The organism is Mesorhizobium sp. B2-1-3A, from assembly GCF_006442655.1.
GTDB lineage: Bacteria > Pseudomonadota > Alphaproteobacteria > Rhizobiales > Rhizobiaceae > Mesorhizobium.
The window spans coordinates 183939-200946 of sequence record NZ_VFWK01000008.1 but is presented as its reverse complement, the minus strand read 5'-3'; the positions used below and the strand labels follow the sequence as shown (position 1 = coordinate 200946).

Here is a 17008-nt window from a genome sequence, read left to right as displayed (position 1 = left end):
CAGGATTTTGGGAAAATCATTCCTGACCAGCAGCATGGAGCCATATCCTGACTCGATCCGTGACGCCGGATATTGTTACGCCGCGTTTGTATTTTCGCGCAGCAGCCGCTCGGCGGCCGCTCGTGCCTCGTCGGTGATCGTGGCGCCTGCCAGCATGCGGGCGATCTCTTCCTGCCGTGCCGTCCTGTCCATCTCGGCAATGCCGGTCGCCACGCGATCGGTGCCGCCCGATTTGGAGATCAGGAAATGCGTCGCCGCGCGCGCCGCCACCTGCGGGGCGTGGGTCACCGACAGCACCTGCACGCGCTTCGACAGCCGCGCCAGCCTTTGGCCGATGGCGTCCGCCACGGCCCCACCGACGCCGGTGTCGATTTCGTCGAAAACCAGTGTCGGCGCCGAGCCACGGTCGGCCAGCGCCACCTTCAACGCCAGCAGGAAGCGCGACAGCTCGCCGCCGGATGCAACTTTCATCATCGGCCCGGGCCGCGTGCCGGGGTTGGTGCGCACCCAGAACTCGATCTGGTCTATGCCTTCTTCCATGCGGGTCTCGGCCTCGCTCTTCATCTCGACGATGAAGGCTGCGCGTTCGAGCTTCAGCGCCGGCAATTCGGCCATCACGGCCTTGGTCAGGCCAACGGCCGCCGCGTGACGAAGCGAGGAAAGCTGCGCGGCGGCGATGTCATAGGCTTCACGGGCCGCGGCGGCCTGCTTTTCCAGCCCATGCAGCCGCTCCTCGCCGGCGTCGAGATCGGCGAGGTCCGCCACCATCGTGTCGCGCAATTGCGCAAGATCGTCGACGGCAACGCTGTGCTTGCGTGAAGCCGCGCGCAGCGAAAACAGCCGCTCCTCCGCTTTCTCCAGCCGCTGCGGGTCATATTCGGTGGCTCGCAATGCCGCCTCGACGCCAGACTGCGCCGCGTCAAGCGACAACATGGCTTCGTCGAGCGACTTGACCACGTCCTCGAGCAGGCCGGGCGCCTCCGTCGCCTTGCGCTGCAGCCGCCTCAGCAGGCTGGCGAGTTGCGGCAAGGGCGACGACGGACCGGACAGCACATCCTGAGCATCATGGATTTCGGAAGCGATCTTTTCGGCGCGCATCATGTGGGCGCGCAGTTCGGCAAGTTCCGTTTCCTCGCCGGGTTGCGGATCGAGCTTGGTCAGTTCCGCGACCGCGGCGCGCAGATAGTCGGCCTCGCGTGCCGCCGCCGCCACCTTGGCGCGGTGGCGCGTCAGCTCCTGCTCGCAGGCGCGCCAGTGCCGCCAGGCCTCGCCGGTCGACCGAACGGCGCCAAGATGGCCGCCGAAGGCGTCGAGCACATCCCGGTGCGCTCCCGGATCGACCAAGGCGCGCTCATCGTGCTGGCCGTGGATCTCGACCAGCGCACGGCCGACGTCGCGCATCAGGGTCACGCTGGATGGCTGGTCGTTGACGAAGACGCGGGTGCGGCCGTCCGCCGTCTGCACGCGGCGCAGGATGATGTCGCCGTCATCCTCGATGGCGTTCTCGACAAGCAGCGCGCGCACCGGATGGTTTCGCGGCACATCGAACACGGCAATGACCTGGCCTTGTGCCGCGCCATGGCGCACCAGCGAGGCGTCGCCGCGCGCGCCAAGCGCCAGCGACAGGGCATCGAGCAGGATGGATTTGCCGGCGCCGGTTTCGCCGGTCAGCACGGAAAGGCCCGGCTGGAAGTCGATATCCAGCTTCTCGATCAGGACGATATCGCGGATCGACAGTCTGGAAAGCATCAGAACCCGGATCTAGAACGGCAGGCGACCAGTTGGAATCGCAGTGCCGCACTATCTTTTTGTTTGACCATCGGATCAATCCGAAAAAGCGCTACGCACGCTCCGGTCCGATGGCTCTGGGGTCAGGCGCCGGTGATCAGCTTTCCGGCCTTGGATATCCACGATCCGGCATTCTCGCGCGGCGTCAGTCCGTTGCTCTGCAGCAGCTTGTAGGAATCCTTGTACCATGGGCTGTCGGGATAGTTGGTGCCGAGCACGGCGGCCGCCGTCTGCGCCTCCGAGGTCAGCCCCATCGCGTAATAGCTTTCGGTCAGGCGGGCGAGTGCTTCCTCGACATGGCGCGTGTTGGAATAGCTCTCCACCACGGTGCGGAAGCGCTTGACGGCAGCGATGTATTCACGGCGCTCCAGATAATAGCGGCCGATCTGCATTTCCTTGCCGGCGAGCTGGTCGTTGGCGAAGCGCATCTTCTCCTTGGCGTCGTCGACATATTCCGAATTCGGCCAGCGCGTCACGAGATCCTGCATCGTCTGCAGGGTCTGGCGTGCTTCCTTCTGATCCTGCGTCACGTCCTTGATCTGGCGATAGTAGCTCAGGCCGATGATGTACTGCGCATAGGGCGCGTCATCGGTCGACGGATAAAGCGCCAGATAGCGCTTGGCCGACGAAATCGCATCGTCGTAGCTGCCCTTTCGATAGTCGGCGAAAGCGCCCATGACCATCGATTTACGGGCCCATTCCGAATAGGGATGCTGGCGATCGACGGCGTCGAACTTCTTGCTCGCCTCATCCAGGCGTCCCGCGTTCATGTTGGCGAGGCCCTGATTGTAGAGGACGTCGGCCGGCTCGGTCTGGTCGACATAGGTCGACAGGTCGATGTCTTTCTCCGACGACATGCAGGCCGACAGGAAGAGCGACGGAACAACCAGCGAAAGCGCCAGGAGAACAGACCGCTGGGGCGCTTTCGATTGATCGACTCGCTTGAAGAACATGATTGGATTGCGCCCTTTCGGCGTTATTTTAGTGCCTCTTGCATGCTGTTGTCCCAAAATTGGTCCCCACTTTTGAGCGACATGCACTAATCGACGGCAGCAGCCATAAACCATAACCGCCTTGCCCGGCAACGCTATGTCTAGCCAATCGCACATTTTTGTGGCGGCCGACCGGCGCCGAAGCATCCCTGCAATTTCGCCTGCGGGTGGTGCATTCCTGCAACACTCGGCGCCCCGTCACCGGGGCGAAAACGTCGCGGGACTCAGATCATCCAGGGCGCGTAGAGCGGCGCATTGACGGCGCTCATCTCCGCCGCGCGGCCACGCTCGCGGCGTGTGGTCTCGACGATCTCGAAGGCCGTGCGGTCCGACAGCAGGCGGCGCAGCGCGGCCGCGTTCAGCCTGTGGCCGCCACGATAGGAGCGGAAACAGCCGATAAAGCGGGCTCCGGCCAGCGCCAGGTCGCCCATGGCGTCGAGCGTCTTGTGGCGCACGAATTCGTTGGGATAACGCAGGCCGCCCATGTTGATGACCCGGTTGTCGTCGCCGATCACCAGCGAGTTCTCGAGCGACGAGCCAAGCGCATAGCCGGCGGCCCACAGCCGTTCAACGTCCTTCATGAAGCCGAAGGTGCGGGCGCGCGCGATATCACGGCGGAAAATGTCCGCATTGATATCCGAGGCAAAGAGCTGGCGGCCGATGGCCGGGCTTTCGAAATCGATCTCGATCTCGAAGCGGGTGCCGTCATAGGGCCTGAATTCCGCCCAGGACGCACCGTTCTCGATGCGGACCGGCTTGACGACCCTGATGTAGCGCCGCTTGACCAGCAACGTCTCGATTCCAGCCTGGTCGATGGCTTCCACGAAGGCCATGGCGCTGCCATCAAGGATCGGAACCTCGTGGCCATCGATTTCGATGAGGACATTGTCGATGCCGAGCCCGAGCAGCGCGGCCATGATGTGCTCGACGGTGGCGATGTGCTCGCCGGAGGGATCGCCAAGCATGGTGCAAAGGTCGGTGGCGCCGATCTCGGAAAACAGAGCGCGGAACTCGCGGCCCTGTCCTTCTCCACCGATCAGCTGGAACACGATGCCGGTATCGGCATCCGCGGGCAGGAAACTGATGGAAACTTCTTTGCCGCTGTGAACGCCGGTGCCTGTAAGCGACGCGCGCGTCTTCACTGTCGTCTGGTAGTCGTGCAAGACAATCCCCATAAGCCCGAAATGCCTAGGTCCGCTTCTCCAGCCCGAGGGCGCGGCTCTTGTTAAATCGGCAGGCAGGGTCACTTCCCCCGAAATCCCGGCACACCGACTATGGTAGGCAGCGAAGATAGTGTTCCGGCAAGGAGACTCCAAATCACGGTTTCTTACCCTTTGTAACCGCAAGCCGGAGCACGCTCGATATTGTAACCTTTTGATTTTGCAGCGTTTAAAACGTTAACAGGCAAGCAATTCCTTGCTTGCCTGTTAACAATTATTACAGTCCGTTAACCGCTCAGTTGGCCTGGCGGCGCAGGAACGCCGGAATCTCCAGCTGATCGTCTTCCTGAGTCGCCCTGGTCTGCGGCGTCAGGCGGCCCTGGTCGTCCAGCTGGCCGCGGCGCGGCGCGTAGAGCTGGGCGTCCTGGCTGGCGAGACGGCGCACTTCGGGGGCGGCCTGGCGCAGCTTGGGCTCGCGCGGCTGCGCCGGCTGCAGCCGTGCAGGCTCCTCCTCGCGGCGGGTCAGGCCGTTCGTCAGGCGCTTCAACAGACCCATCGGTCCGCTGTTGTTCTCATGGTCCGCCGGACGGCTCTTGGCGTCCACCTCGGCCTTGACCACCGGCGGGAAGTCCTCGACGCGCGGCATGCGCTGCGGCGCCATCGCCACCGGCTGCTGGACCTCACGCAGGATTTCACGCGGCTGCGGGGCCGGCTGCATCATCTGCTGGACGACCGGCTGCGGCATGGGCTGCGGCTGTGCCGGGGGCGCCTGGAAGATCTTGCTCTGCGGGCGGAAATCGTCCGCATGGGCGACCGGAGCCGGGCGAGCCTGCGCCATGGCCGCGGCATTTGCCTCGGCGAGCTGGATGGCCTCGGCGACCGGGTCGGCGGCACGCGGCTCATAGACAGGCTGCTGGACTGGTGCCGGGCGGCTTTCCATCGCGGCCACGGCCGGACGGGCGGCCGGCTTCTGCGGCGCCGTACGGATCGAGATCGGCGCGGCGGCGATTTCAGCCGCCGACTTGTCGATGCCGGTGGCGACCACCGAGACGCGGATGACGCCTTCGAGTTCCTCGTCGAAGGTGGCACCCAGGATGATGTTGGCGTCCTGGTCGACTTCCTCGCGGATACGGGTCGCCGCTTCGTCGACTTCAAACAGGGTCAGGTCGCGACCGCCGGTGATCGAGATCAGCAGGCCCTTGGCGCCCCTCATCGAGGTCTCGTCGAGCAGCGGGTTGGCGATAGCGGCTTCGGCGGCGGCCATCGCGCGGCCCTCGCCCGAAGCCTCGCCGGTGCCCATCATCGCCTTGCCCATCTCGCGCATCACCGAGCGCACGTCGGCGAAGTCGAGGTTGATCAGACCTTCCTTGACCATCAGGTCGGTGATGCAGGCAACACCGGAATAGAGCACCTGGTCGGCCATGGCGAAGGCATCGGCGAAGGTGGTCTTGTCATTGGCCAGCCGGAACAGGTTCTGGTTGGGGATGACGATCAGCGTGTCGACGCATTTCTGCAGTTCCTCGATGCCCATGTCGGCCGTCTTCATGCGGCGCTGGCCCTCGAAGTGGAACGGCTTGGTGACGACACCGACAGTGAGGATGCCTCTCTCGCGCGCGGCGCGGGCAACCACCGGAGCAGCACCGGTGCCGGTGCCGCCGCCCATACCGGCGGTGACGAAGCACATATGGGTGTTGGACAGATGATCGATGATCTCGTCGATGCATTCTTCCGCCGCCGCGCGACCGACTTCCGGCTGCGAGCCGGCGCCGAGGCCTTCGGTGACATGCGCGCCAAGCTGGATAAGCCGGTCGGCCTTCGACATGGTCAGCGCCTGCGCGTCGGTGTTGGCCACGACGAACTCGACACCGCGCAAGCCCGCGGTGATCATGTTGTTCACGGCATTGCCGCCGCCGCCGCCAACACCAAACACGGTGATGCGCGGCTTAAGCTCGGTGATGTCCGGCTTCTGCAGATTGATGGTCATTGTCTCCGTCCTTTGCCTTTCACGCCGCTTCGCCGCCGCGGCCGCCTATGGGGCTGTCCCCGTCAATTAGAAACTGTCTCTCAACCACTGACTCATGCGATGCAGTTTTCCACCCGTTCCGGTCATCCTGAGACCGGAAATGCCTTTCGCCGGATGGCTCTCGAAACTCGCCATCTGCGGATAGATCAGAAGCCCGACGGCGGCCGAGAAGGCCGGCCCCTTCGCCGCTTCGGGCAGGCCCGCCACGCCGAGCGGACGGCCGATACGCACATTGCGCCCCAGGATGCGGCGCGCCGCTTCCGGCAGGCCGGCCAGCTGGCTGGCGCCGCCGGTGAGCACGACGCGCTTGCCGACCGCATTGCCGTAGCCGGATTTGTTCAGCCTGTCGCGCAGCAGTTCAAGCGTCTCGTCGATGCGGGCGCGCACGATGCGCGTCATCACCGAACGCGGTATCTGCAGCGGCACGTCGCCGTCATCGCCGATCGGCTGGATCGAGACCAGATCGCGGTCGTCGGCGCTGCCCGGCAGCGCCGAGCCATGCATCACCTTGAGCCGCTCGGCGGCATCAAGCGAGGTCGAGAGCCCCTTGGCCATGTCGAGCGTGACGTGGTTGCCGCCGATCGCGATGGCGTCGCCATGGACGAACTTGCCTTCCGAAAACACCGAGATCGTGGTCGTGCCGCCACCCATGTCGATGCAGGCAGCACCCAGTTCCAGTTCATCATCAACGAGCGCCGCCAGCCCGCTGGCATAGGGCGTCGCCACCATGCGCTCGACCGACAGATGCGAGCGGTTGATGGAGAGTTCGAGGTTGCGCATCGGCGCCGCGTCCCCCGTCAGCACATGCATGTCGACGCCGAGCGCGTCGCCGACCATGCCGCGCGGATCGCGCACGCCGCGCTCGGCATCCAGCGAGAAGCCGACGGGCAACGAATGGATCACCTCGCGCTCGGCCTTGAGCGCCTGCTTGGCGCCGGCGCCGAGCACCCGCTTGATGTCGGCTTCATCCGCCTCATGGCCGCCGAGATTGATGGTCGCGGAGAAAGCTTCGCTCTTCAGCCGGCCGGCGGTCATGTTGACGATGAGCGAATCGACCGTCAGTCCCGCCATGCGCTCGGCAGCATCGACGGACAGCCGGATGGCGTGCTCGGCCCGGTCGAGATCGACGACCACGCCCGACTTCACGCCTTGCGACTTCTGGTGGCCGATGCCAATCACCTGGATGCGGTGCGAGCGGCCGCGCAAAAGCTTGCCGTCATCGTTCGGCTTGAGCTTGGCCACCATGCAGCAGACCTTGTTCGAGCCGACGTCCAGCACCGTCAGGGTGCCGGACCGGCGCGACGAGGCATCGCCAGAACCGCCAAGCCAGCTCATATCTTCGTCTCCGGCTTGCGCTTGAGGGTTTTCGGCTTCTCGTTGAGGGCGGCCTCGCGCTGCGTCACCGCCTCGGGCGTCAGTTCCACGACCAGCCGATCCGTGAGCCGCATGTCGACGGCGGCGATATCGCGCGACAACAGCCCCTTGTCATGGTCCATCTTGACCAGCTCGGCGAGCGCCTGGTCCTCGTCATTCTCGGGCAGCTTGACCGTGATACCATTGTCCAGCTTCAGATCCCAGCGCCGGTCACCGACACGGATGTAGCCTTTCACGCGGCTCGCGAGTTCGGGATACTTTTCGATCTTGGCGAGGAAGTCGGGCGCCTTGGCCGGAGCGCCGTCGCCGATCAGCAGCGGCAACAGCACCTGCTTGCCGCCGGAGAACGGCGCGATGATAGCGCCATCCTTCTCGATGACCGAGAGATCATTGCCCTGCTGCCAGAGCGCGAAGGCCTCGCGCTCCTCGACGCGCACTTCCAGCGTATGCGGATAGACTTTGCGCACCGCCGCCACCTCGATCCAGGGCAGGCCGGAAATGCGCTCGCGCGCGGCCTCCGCATCGAAGCCGATCAGCGACGTCCAGCCGTCGAGTTCGAGCCTGTCGAGAATGTCAATCTCGGAGGTCTGGCGATTGCCGACCACCTTGACCTGATCGACGGCAAAGCCGGTGCGGGCAGTGATGCTCTGGATGATCCCGTCGGCATGGCCGCCGAGATAGGCACCATAGGCGCCGCTCGAAGCGAGCAGCACCGCCGACATCATGGCCGCGGAGAAACGCGGCGCCTCGAATTCACCATCGCCAAGGCGCGCCAGGATGCGCACCGGGCGGCGAAGCACCCGCGGCAGCACGAAATGGCCTGATGACAGCGACAAGCCGAAAAGCGACGGCCCAGCCGCACCCCTCTCCTTGCCTTGTCCCCATTTCAACGCAGACACGAAGCGTCCTCCACCATCCAACTCAACAATTCACCAAACGAATGCCCGGCATGGGCTGCTATTTCAGGCACCAAAGACGTCGGCGTCATGCCCGGCTGAGTATTGACCTCGAGCCATACAACCTCGCCATTTTCGGAGTGACGATCGTCATAACGGAAGTCCGACCGGGAAACGCCCCGACAGCCGACAGCTTGGTGAGCCTTGAGCGCCAGTGTCTGTATTTTTTGGTAAATATTCGGTGAAACTTTTGCGGGGCATTCGTGTTTTGATCCGCCCGCGACATATTTTGAATCGTAATCGTAGAAGGAATGCCCCGTCGGAATGATCTCGCAGACGCCGAGCGCCACGTCACCCATGACGGCGCAGGTCAGCTCCCGCCCATGGATGTAGCGCTCGACCATGACGATATCGCCATATTTCCACTCGGACGACCCGACGACCTGCGGCGGATGAGACTGCCCCTCCGACACGATGACGACACCAAAGCTCGACCCCTCACTGACCGGCTTGATCACATAGGGCGGCTTCATCGGATGCTTGCTCTGGATCGCGAAGCGATTGGCGACCTTCGATTCGGCGACGGGAACGCCGAGCGATTTGACGACCCTCTTCGCCTGCTCCTTGTTCATGGCGAGCGCCGAGGCGAGCACGCCGGAATGGGTATAGGGAATGCCGAGATATTCGAGGATGCCCTGGATGGTTCCATCCTCACCGAAGGGGCCATGCAGTGCATTGAAGGCAACGTCAGGCTTGAGCTCGGCAAGCACGAAGCCGACATCGCGCCCCACATCGACGCGGGTGACCTGATAGCCTTCCTTCTCCAGAGCATCGGCACAGGCCTTTCCGGAAGACAGGGACACGGGCCGCTCGGACGAAAAACCTCCCAGCAGGACGGCCACATGCTTGCTTTTCATTCCCCGTCATCCCCTCTCACGGCGGACCAAAAACCAAGATTTCCGCAACATTGAGTCCGAGTCTTCCGGCAGGATGCCCCCCCAGACGGAAAACGCGGGTAACGCGTCGAACGACTCAAATCAGGAAACGCTTTCGAGCAGAGAATCAGAGAGTTGATTCACTGGCAAGTACTTATGATTCCGAGAGATTCACTTTCTGAGAAAATGGATGCGAAAACCGTGTCGCTGAGTCTTTGCAGCAACGGTTTCTGCGTTCTGCGGACGCGTTGAAGTTCATCCATCACATGAACTTCGCGGGCGGCGCGCTGACGGATCGACGGAGCCTGCACTGATAGATCGCATGCCTTGGCGATCAGAGCAATTCCAGGAAAAGTGTGAACGGTTTTCCGTTCGGAATTGCGTCAAACAAAGAGTTGGAAGCACCCCTCACTTCGTCATCCTATGGCGAAGCAAGGAGCGAAGCGACGCGGCGCAGACCATAGGATCCATGCCGGGACTCCTGAGCGCCGCCACGGTTCAAAATTCTGCTCCGCTGCACTCCACGGCCAAGGTCACGGAATGGATCCTCGGGTCTCCGCGACGGAGCTTCGCTCCTGCTCCGCCCGTGGATGACGAAGTCGGAGAGGCATCTGCCAATCTCCAAGGTCTGCAATAGCCCGAACGATGAGTGGCTCCGGCCGGCAGACCAGCAACTCGCCAAATCCGCTGTGCCTTAAAGCAGCTGGCCCAAAAACTCCTGCACCGCATGTCCGGCACGGAAATTGCCGATGCGCTTGATCTCCCACTGCAACCGGATGCCGGAATGTTCGAGCACCCGAGCACGCACCGTCTCGCCGAGATATTCGAGGTCGTAACCGGTCGCCGTGCCGGTGTTGATCATGAAATTGCAGTGCATCGGCGACATCTGCGCGCCACCGATCATCAAGCCGCGGCAGCCCGCCTTGTCGATCTCCTTCCAGGCCGACGTGCCTTCCGGGTTCTTGAAGGTCGAGCCCCCGGTCTTCTCGCGGATCGGCTGCACGGTCTCGCGATGGTTCTGCACCGCATCCATCGCCGCCTTGATCGTGGCCTTGTCCTCGGCGAAGCCCTCGAACACGGCCGATGTGAAGATCAGCCCGGAAGGAGCCGCCGAATGGCGATAGGCATAGCCCATCTCGGCATTGCTCAGCGTCTGGATATTGCCCTTGCGGTCGAGCGCGCGCACCTCGACGACGCGCTCGCGCGTCTCGACGCCATTGGCGCCGGCGTTCATCCTGAGCGCGCCGCCAATGGCGCCTGGAATGCCGTGATAGAAATGGAAGCCGCCAATGCCCGCTTCCAGCGCCAGGGCGGCCACGCGCTTGTCGGGCGTCGCCGCCCCGGCCTTGATCCTGATCGGTGAAACGACCTCGGCCTCGCCAAAGCCCTTGGCCGAAAGCCTGATCACGAAGCCCGGAATGCCGCCATCCCGGACCAGCAGGTTCGAGCCGATGCCGACGACGGTGAGAGGTATCTCTTCAGGAACCGCGCGCAGGAACGCGGCAAGATCTTCCTCGTCCGCGGGCTGGAACAGCACCTCGGCCAGGCCGCCGGCCCGGAACCAGGTGATCTTGTCCATCTCGGCATTCGGCGTGAGACGGCCGCGCAGGCCGGCAAGCCGGTCGCCGAGACTGTCGATCAGGACCTGGCCGTGCATCATGAGGCGGCAAGCTCCTTGGGCAAGGCATAGGCCCATTGGGTGATGTTGCCGGCGCCAAGAAAGACAACGAAATCACCAGGCTTGGCCAAATCGCGAATGATTGGCGCGATATCGGCCGGCCCCTCTATGTAGCGCGCGTCGCGATGGCCGCCAGCGCGAATGCGCGACACCAGTTCGTCCGACGTGACACCGTCGATCGGATCTTCGCCGGCAGCGTACACAGGCGCGACCATCACCGTATCGGCGTCGTTGAAGCAAGCCGAAAACTCGTTGAACAAATCATGCAGCCGGGTGAAACGGTGCGGTTGGGCGATGGCGATGACGCGGCCCTTGGTGGCGCTGCGCGCCGCCTTCAGCACCGCCGAGATCTCGACTGGATGGTGGCCGTAATCGTCGAACACATCGACGCCGTTCCAGGACCCCGTATGGGTGAAGCGGCGCTTGACGCCGGCGAAGGACGACAGGCCCTTCTTGATCGCCTCGGCGGACAGGCCGAGCTCATGCGCGACGGCGATCGCCGCGGTGGCGTTCGAGACATTGTGCCGGCCGGGCATCGGCAGGCGCAAGCCTTCTATCGTCTTCTGGCTGCCGGTCTTGCGGTCGCGGATCACCACGTCGAACTCGGAGGTCGCGCCGGCCATGCGGTGGTTGGTGAAGCGCACATCGGCCTGCGCGTTTTCGCCATAGGTGATGACGCGGCGGTCCTCGATGCGGCCGACAAGCGCTTGGACTTCCGGGTGGTCGGTACACATCACGCCGAAACCGTAGAAAGGTACGTTCTCGACGAACTGGCGGAACGCCTCGCGCACATTGTCGAAACTGCCATAGTGGTCGAGATGCTCGGGATCGATGTTGGTGATCACGGCGATATCGGCTGGCAGCTTGAGGAAGGTGCCGTCGCTCTCGTCGGCCTCGACCACCATCCACTCGCCATCGCCCATGCGGGCGTTGGTGCCATAGGCATTGATGATGCCGCCATTGATGACGGTCGGATCAAGCCCGCCGGCTTCGAGCAAGGTCGCCACCATCGAGGTCGTCGTCGTCTTGCCATGCGTGCCGCCGATCGCCACCGCCTGGCGGAAACGCATCAGCTCGGCCAGCATCTCGGCGCGGCGCACGATGGGAAGCAGTTTTTCCCGCGCGGCCTTCAGCTCCGGATTGGATTTCTTGATCGCCGTCGAGACGACGATCACCTCGGCGTCGCCGAGGTTCTCGGCCTTGTGGCCGACGAAGCATTCGATGCCCTTGTCACGCAGCCGCTGCACATTGGCGCTGTCGGCCTGGTCGGATCCTTGCACCTTGTAGCCGAGATTGTGCAGCACCTCGGCAATGCCGCTCATGCCGATGCCGCCAATGCCGATGAAATGCACAAGGCCGATGGTCTGCGGCATCTTCATGCGTGCGTCCCCTTCTTGAAATCCGATACGCTTTTGCGGGACGCAATAGCCTCTGTGAGATCGGCGAGCAACCGCGCCGCGTTGGGCCTGCCGGCCGATTTCGCGCCAGCGGCCATCGTCGCCAGCCGCTCGGGATTGTCCATCAGCCCACCAATGAGGGCCGCGATACGCTCGGGCGACAGCGTCGATTGCGGATGCACCTCGCCGCCACCGGCGGCGGCAAGGGCAGCCGCGTTCGCCGCCTGATCGTGGTCGAGCGCATAGGGATAGGGCACCAGCAGCGCCGGCCGGCCGATGACGGCGATCTCCGAGACGGTCGAGGCGCCGGAGCGCGAGATCACCAGATGCGCCGCCGCCAGGCGCGCCGCCATGTCGGTGAAGAAGGGCGAGACCTCGACGGCGATACCAAGGGCGGCATAGGCCGCCTTGACCCGCGCCACATCGTCGGCGCGCGCCTGCTGGGTGATCACCAGCCGCTTGCGCTGCGCATCCGAAAGCAGTGCGATCGCCCCCGGCATGGCATCGGAAAAGAATTGGGCGCCCTGGCTGCCGCCGAACACCAGCAGGCGGAAGGGCTGCTCTCCGGTCGACGCCACATAGGGCGTCTTGGCCGCTTCCAGCACAGCCGGCCTGACGGGATTGCCTGTCGTTACCGTCTTGGCGCCAGCGGCGCTCGTATCCTGCGGCAGGAAGCCGCCGGCGATGGCATCGACACGGCCGGCCAGCGCCCTGTTGGCGCGCCCCATCACCGCGTTCTGCTCGTGGATCAGCGTCGGCACCTTGCGCCGCGTCGCCGCATAGAGCGGCGGCAGGGTCGGGTAGCCGCCGAAGCCGATCACCGCGTCCGGCTTGATCCTGCCGATAATGGCGGAGGCCTGCCGCACGCCGCGCCAGATTTTCCAAAAGGCACCGAGCACGGCAATGGGATTCTTCGACCCCATCGTAGCCGACTGGATCGGGTGGATGGCGGTGGCCGGAAAATGGCCGGCAAACCGCTCGGCGCGTTCGTCGGTCGCCAACTGCACCGTCCAGCCGCGCTCGATCAGTTCATGCGCCAGCGCCTCGGCCGGAAACAGATGTCCGCCGGTTCCGCCCGCCGCGAGAAGGATGACACCCCTCGCCATGTCACTCCGCCGGCAGGGCGCGTTGCGGCAGCGTAAAGCCCATCTGCTTGCGCTTTTCCGGCCGCTTGCGCGTCAGCGCCAGCACCATGCCCATCGAGATGGCGATGGCGATCTGCGAGGAGCCGCCATAGGAGATGAAGGGCAGCGTCATGCCCTTGGCCGGAACCAGCTGCAGGTTGACGCACATGTTGATGACGGCCTGCAGGCCGAACACGGTGACCAGGCCGCCGACCGCATAGCGGGTGAAATCGTCATGTTCCTTGAGCGCCGTGTTGAGGCCGCGCAACACGATGAAGGCAAAGATCGACATGATGAAGAAGCACATGATCAGCCCGAATTCCTCACCCGCGACCGAGAAGACGAAGTCGGCATGGCTGTCGGGGATGACCCGCTTGACCGTACCCTCGCCCGGCCCGACGCCGAACCAGCCGCCATTGATCAGCGCGTCGCGTCCCATGTCGACCTGGAACGTGTCGCCCTCGCCGGTGAGGAACTTGTCGATGCGCAAGGCAACGTGCGGAAACACCGTGTAGGCGGCGAAGACACCGCCGACGCCGGCGGCACCCAGCACGATGATCCACAGCCAAGGCAGCCCCGCCATGAAGAACATGATGCCCCAGGTGCCGGTCGTCAGCATGGTCTGGCCAAGGTCGGGCTGCGCCACCAGCAGCGACACGACAAGCACGAGGAGCAGCATGGCGAACAGATTGCCCGGAATGTCGGGCTGGCGCTTGTGCTCGGCGAACAGCCAGGCGCACATGATGACGAAGGCCGGCTTCAGGAATTCCGACGGCTGGATCGACAGGCCGGCCAGCGAGACCCAACGCCGCGCCCCCTTCACCTCGACGCCGACATAGAGCACCGCCACCATCAGCACCAGCATCAGGCACAGCATGATCAGCGACATGCGCCGGATCTCCCTGGAATCGAGGAAGGAGACGGCCAGCATCACGCCGAGCGCCGGCACGGTGAAGATGATCTGCCTGGTGGCGAAGTGAAAACTGTCGAGGCCGATGCGTTCGGCCACCGCCGGGCTGGCGGCGAAGGACAAGACGATGCCGAGCCCCATCAGCGACAGGAACGCCGCCAGGAACCAGCGATCGATCGTCCACCACCAGGTTGCGACGGGACTTTTATCGAGACGGCTCTGCATTATCGTGCCCCTCCGATGGGTTTGACGCCATCTATAGCGCTCGCAGCTTGCCTGAAGGCTTCGCCGCGAACTTCGAAATTCTTGAACTGGTCGAAACTGGCGCAGGCCGGCGAAAGCAGCACCACCACCTCGCCGCTGTCGTCCCTGGCCGCATCATGCGCGGCATGCGCGACCGCGGCGGCCAGCGTGCCCGATATCTCGTAGGGCACAGCCTCGCCCAGCGTCGCCGAAAAGGCGGGCGCCGCCTCGCCGATCAGATAGGCCTTGGCGATGCGCGGGAAGAAGCCGCGCAGCGGCTCGATGCCGCCTTCCTTGGGCAGGCCGCCCGCGATCCAGTAGATACGAGGAAAGCTCGACAGCGCGGGTGCCGCCGCATCGGCGTTGGTCGCCTTGGAGTCGTTGACGAACAGCACATGGTCCTTGCGGCCGACCTGCTCCATGCGGTGGGCGAGCCCCGGGAAGCTTTCGAGCCCCGACTGGATCTCGCCGAGGTCCAGCCCGACTTTCAGGCAAGCGGCGACGGCGGCCAGCGCATTCTGCGCATTATGCTGGCCGCGCAGCGAGCCGATGCCTTCGAGGAAGGCGACACGGCTATAGCGGCCGTGCACGGCTTCCATCAGATTGGTGCCGTCGGCGAAATAGCCGTCGGTCAGCGGCAACCGCTTGGAAATGCGGATGACCTGCCGCCCTGCCCGCTCCAGCCGCTCGGCGATCTGCGCGCACCAGGAATCGTCGATGCCGATGATCGCCGTCTCGCTGCCGGCCACCAGCCGCTCCTTGATCGAGGCGTAGTGCTGCATGGTGCCGTGGCGATCGAGATGGTCCGGCGTCAGGTTGAGCAGGATGCCTGCGGTCGGATTGATCGAGGGCGCGAGGTCGATCTGATAGGACGAGCACTCGACGACATAGTGCCGGTCGGGTTTCGGCGGATCGAGCGTCATCACCGCGCGACCGATATTGCCGCCCATCTGGGTGTCGCGGCCGGAAGCCTTCAGGATATGCGCCGTCAGCGCGGTCGTCGTCGACTTGCCGTTGGTGCCGGTGATGGCGATGAAAGGCGCCGTTGGCGCGCTGAGCGTCCGCTCCCGGCAGAACAGTTCGATGTCGCCGATCACCTCGACGCCGGCGCCACGCGCGAGTTCCACCGTCCAGTGCGGCTTGGGATGGGTCAGCGGCACGCCCGGCGACAGCACGAAGGCCGAGAATTTCGCCCAGTCGGCGCCGCGCAGGTCGGCGGTTGCGATACCGGTGGCGGCCGCCTTGGCGACGCTGTCGGGATTATCGTCCCAGGCCAGCACCTGTGCGCCGCCCTCGATCAGCGCGCGCGCCGTCGCGATCCCCGAGCCGCCGAGCCCGAAGAGCGAAACCTGCTTGCCTGCGAAGGATGCGGCGGGGATCAAGGGGGGGGGTCCTATCTGAGCTTCAGGGTGGACAGGCCGACCAACGCCAGGATCACGGCGATGATCCAGAATCGGATCACCACCTGGCTTTCGGTCCAGCCGAGCTTTTCGAAATGATGGTGGATCGGCGCCATCAGGAACACCCGCTTGCCGGTCATCTTGAAGTAGCCGACCTGGATGATGACCGACAGGATTTCCACGACGAACAATCCACCGACGATGACCAGCACGATCTCGTGCTTGGTGGCGACCGCCACCGTGCCGATCAGGCCGCCCATGGCCAGCGAACCGGTGTCGCCCATGAAGATCGCCGCCGGCGGCGCGTTGAACCAGAGGAAGCCGAGGCCGGCGCCGATGACAGAGCCCAGCACGACCGCCAGTTCACCGGTGCCGGGAACAAAATGGATCTGCAGATATTCGGCGAACACCGCATTGCCCGAGAGATAGGCGATGACGCCGAAGGATGCCGCCGCGATCATGATCGGCACGATCGCCAGGCCGTCGAGGCCGTCGGTCAGGTTCACCGCATTGCCCGCGCCGACGATGACGAAGCAGGAGAACGGAATGAAGAACCAGCCGAGGTTGATGATGAACTCCTTGGCGAAGGGGAATGTCAGCGACGACGAGAACGGCGCCTGGCCATTGTGCATGATCGCCCAGGCGGCGATGCCGGCGATGACGAATTCGAGCGCCAGCCGTGCCTTGCCGGAGAAGCCGAGATGCGACTGCTTGGTGACCTTCAGATAGTCGTCATAGAAGCCGATCGAGCCGAAACCCAGCGTCACCAACAGCACCACCCAGACATAGATGCTCGACAGGTTCGCCCATAAAAGCGATGAGCCGATGATGCCCGACAGGATCATCAGGCCGCCCATGGTCGGCGTGCCGGCTTTCTTGAAATGTGTTTGCGGTCCATCGGCGCGGATCGGCTGCCCCTTGCCCTGGCGCAGCCTGAGCGAATTGATGATGGTCGGCCCAAAGATGAAGACGATCAGCGCCGACGTGATCAGCGCCCCGCCGGTGCGGAAGGTGATGTAGCGGAAGACGTTGAAGACGGAGACCTTGTCCGCGAAATCAACCAGCAGTGTAAACATGCGCTTTCGTCC

At 64.2% G+C, this 17008-nt stretch carries 13 protein-coding genes; all 13 read right to left on the bottom strand.

The annotated features are described in order from the left end of the window. Positions 1 to 75: 75 nt before the first annotated feature. The 13 genes from recN to mraY all read right to left on the bottom strand — a co-directional run bounded on the left by recN (position 76) and on the right by mraY (position 16996). Positions 76 to 1749 (bottom strand): DNA repair protein RecN, encoded by a 1674-nt coding sequence (recN, locus tag FJ977_RS29955; protein ID WP_140775805.1) that lies wholly within the window; start codon positions 1747 to 1749, stop codon positions 76 to 78. Between the two features lie 122 nt (positions 1750 to 1871). After that, positions 1872 to 2741 (bottom strand): outer membrane protein assembly factor BamD, encoded by an 870-nt coding sequence (locus FJ977_RS29950; protein WP_140775804.1) that lies wholly within the window; start codon positions 2739 to 2741, stop codon positions 1872 to 1874. A gap of 263 nt (positions 2742 to 3004) precedes the next feature. Then, entirely contained in the window at positions 3005 to 3955 is a 951-nt protein-coding gene (gene lpxC, locus FJ977_RS29945; protein ID WP_140775803.1) for a UDP-3-O-acyl-N-acetylglucosamine deacetylase, read from the bottom strand. Between the two features lie 280 nt (positions 3956 to 4235). Further along, the gene (gene ftsZ / locus FJ977_RS29940; RefSeq protein WP_140775802.1) at positions 4236 to 5924 is read right to left on the bottom strand and encodes a cell division protein FtsZ; all 1689 of its coding nucleotides are present in this window, start codon (positions 5922 to 5924) and stop codon (positions 4236 to 4238) included. A gap of 66 nt (positions 5925 to 5990) precedes the next feature. Beyond that, positions 5991 to 7298: a cell division protein FtsA gene (ftsA, locus tag FJ977_RS29935; RefSeq protein ID WP_010910249.1), complete on the bottom strand. Its 1308-nt coding sequence runs from the start codon at positions 7296 to 7298 to the stop codon at positions 5991 to 5993. Further along, on the bottom strand, positions 7295 to 8236 hold the full coding sequence (locus FJ977_RS29930) for a cell division protein FtsQ/DivIB (protein ID WP_140775801.1): 942 nt from the start codon (positions 8234 to 8236) through the stop codon (positions 7295 to 7297). The genes ftsA and FJ977_RS29930 overlap by 4 nt, the downstream gene beginning before the upstream one ends. Then, a complete protein-coding gene (locus tag FJ977_RS29925; RefSeq protein WP_140775800.1) occupies positions 8224 to 9150 on the bottom strand; it encodes a D-alanine--D-alanine ligase in 927 nt (308 codons plus the stop codon). The genes FJ977_RS29930 and FJ977_RS29925 overlap by 13 nt, the downstream gene beginning before the upstream one ends. A 712-nt stretch (positions 9151 to 9862) precedes the next feature. Further along, positions 9863 to 10828 (bottom strand): UDP-N-acetylmuramate dehydrogenase, encoded by a 966-nt coding sequence (gene murB, locus FJ977_RS29920; protein ID WP_140775799.1) that lies wholly within the window; start codon positions 10826 to 10828, stop codon positions 9863 to 9865. Next, positions 10825 to 12225, bottom strand: a complete 1401-nt coding sequence (gene murC, locus FJ977_RS29915) for a UDP-N-acetylmuramate--L-alanine ligase (RefSeq protein WP_140775798.1) — start codon at positions 12223 to 12225, stop codon at positions 10825 to 10827. The genes murB and murC overlap by 4 nt, the downstream gene beginning before the upstream one ends. After that, entirely contained in the window at positions 12222 to 13349 is a 1128-nt protein-coding gene (gene murG / locus FJ977_RS29910) for an undecaprenyldiphospho-muramoylpentapeptide beta-N-acetylglucosaminyltransferase (protein WP_140775797.1), read from the bottom strand. The genes murC and murG overlap by 4 nt, the downstream gene beginning before the upstream one ends. A 1-nt stretch (position 13350) precedes the next feature. Continuing rightward, complete coding sequence (gene ftsW / locus FJ977_RS29905) at positions 13351 to 14502, bottom strand: putative lipid II flippase FtsW (RefSeq protein WP_056573273.1); 1152 nt, start codon at positions 14500 to 14502, stop codon at positions 13351 to 13353. Continuing rightward, a complete protein-coding gene (gene murD, locus FJ977_RS29900) occupies positions 14502 to 15902 on the bottom strand; it encodes a UDP-N-acetylmuramoyl-L-alanine--D-glutamate ligase (RefSeq protein ID WP_140775796.1) in 1401 nt (466 codons plus the stop codon). Before murD ends, ftsW begins: the two co-directional genes overlap by 1 nt. Positions 15903 to 15913: 11 nt before the next feature. Then, positions 15914 to 16996 (bottom strand): phospho-N-acetylmuramoyl-pentapeptide-transferase, encoded by a 1083-nt coding sequence (mraY, locus tag FJ977_RS29895; RefSeq protein WP_126069560.1) that lies wholly within the window; start codon positions 16994 to 16996, stop codon positions 15914 to 15916. Positions 16997 to 17008 lie beyond the last annotated feature (12 nt).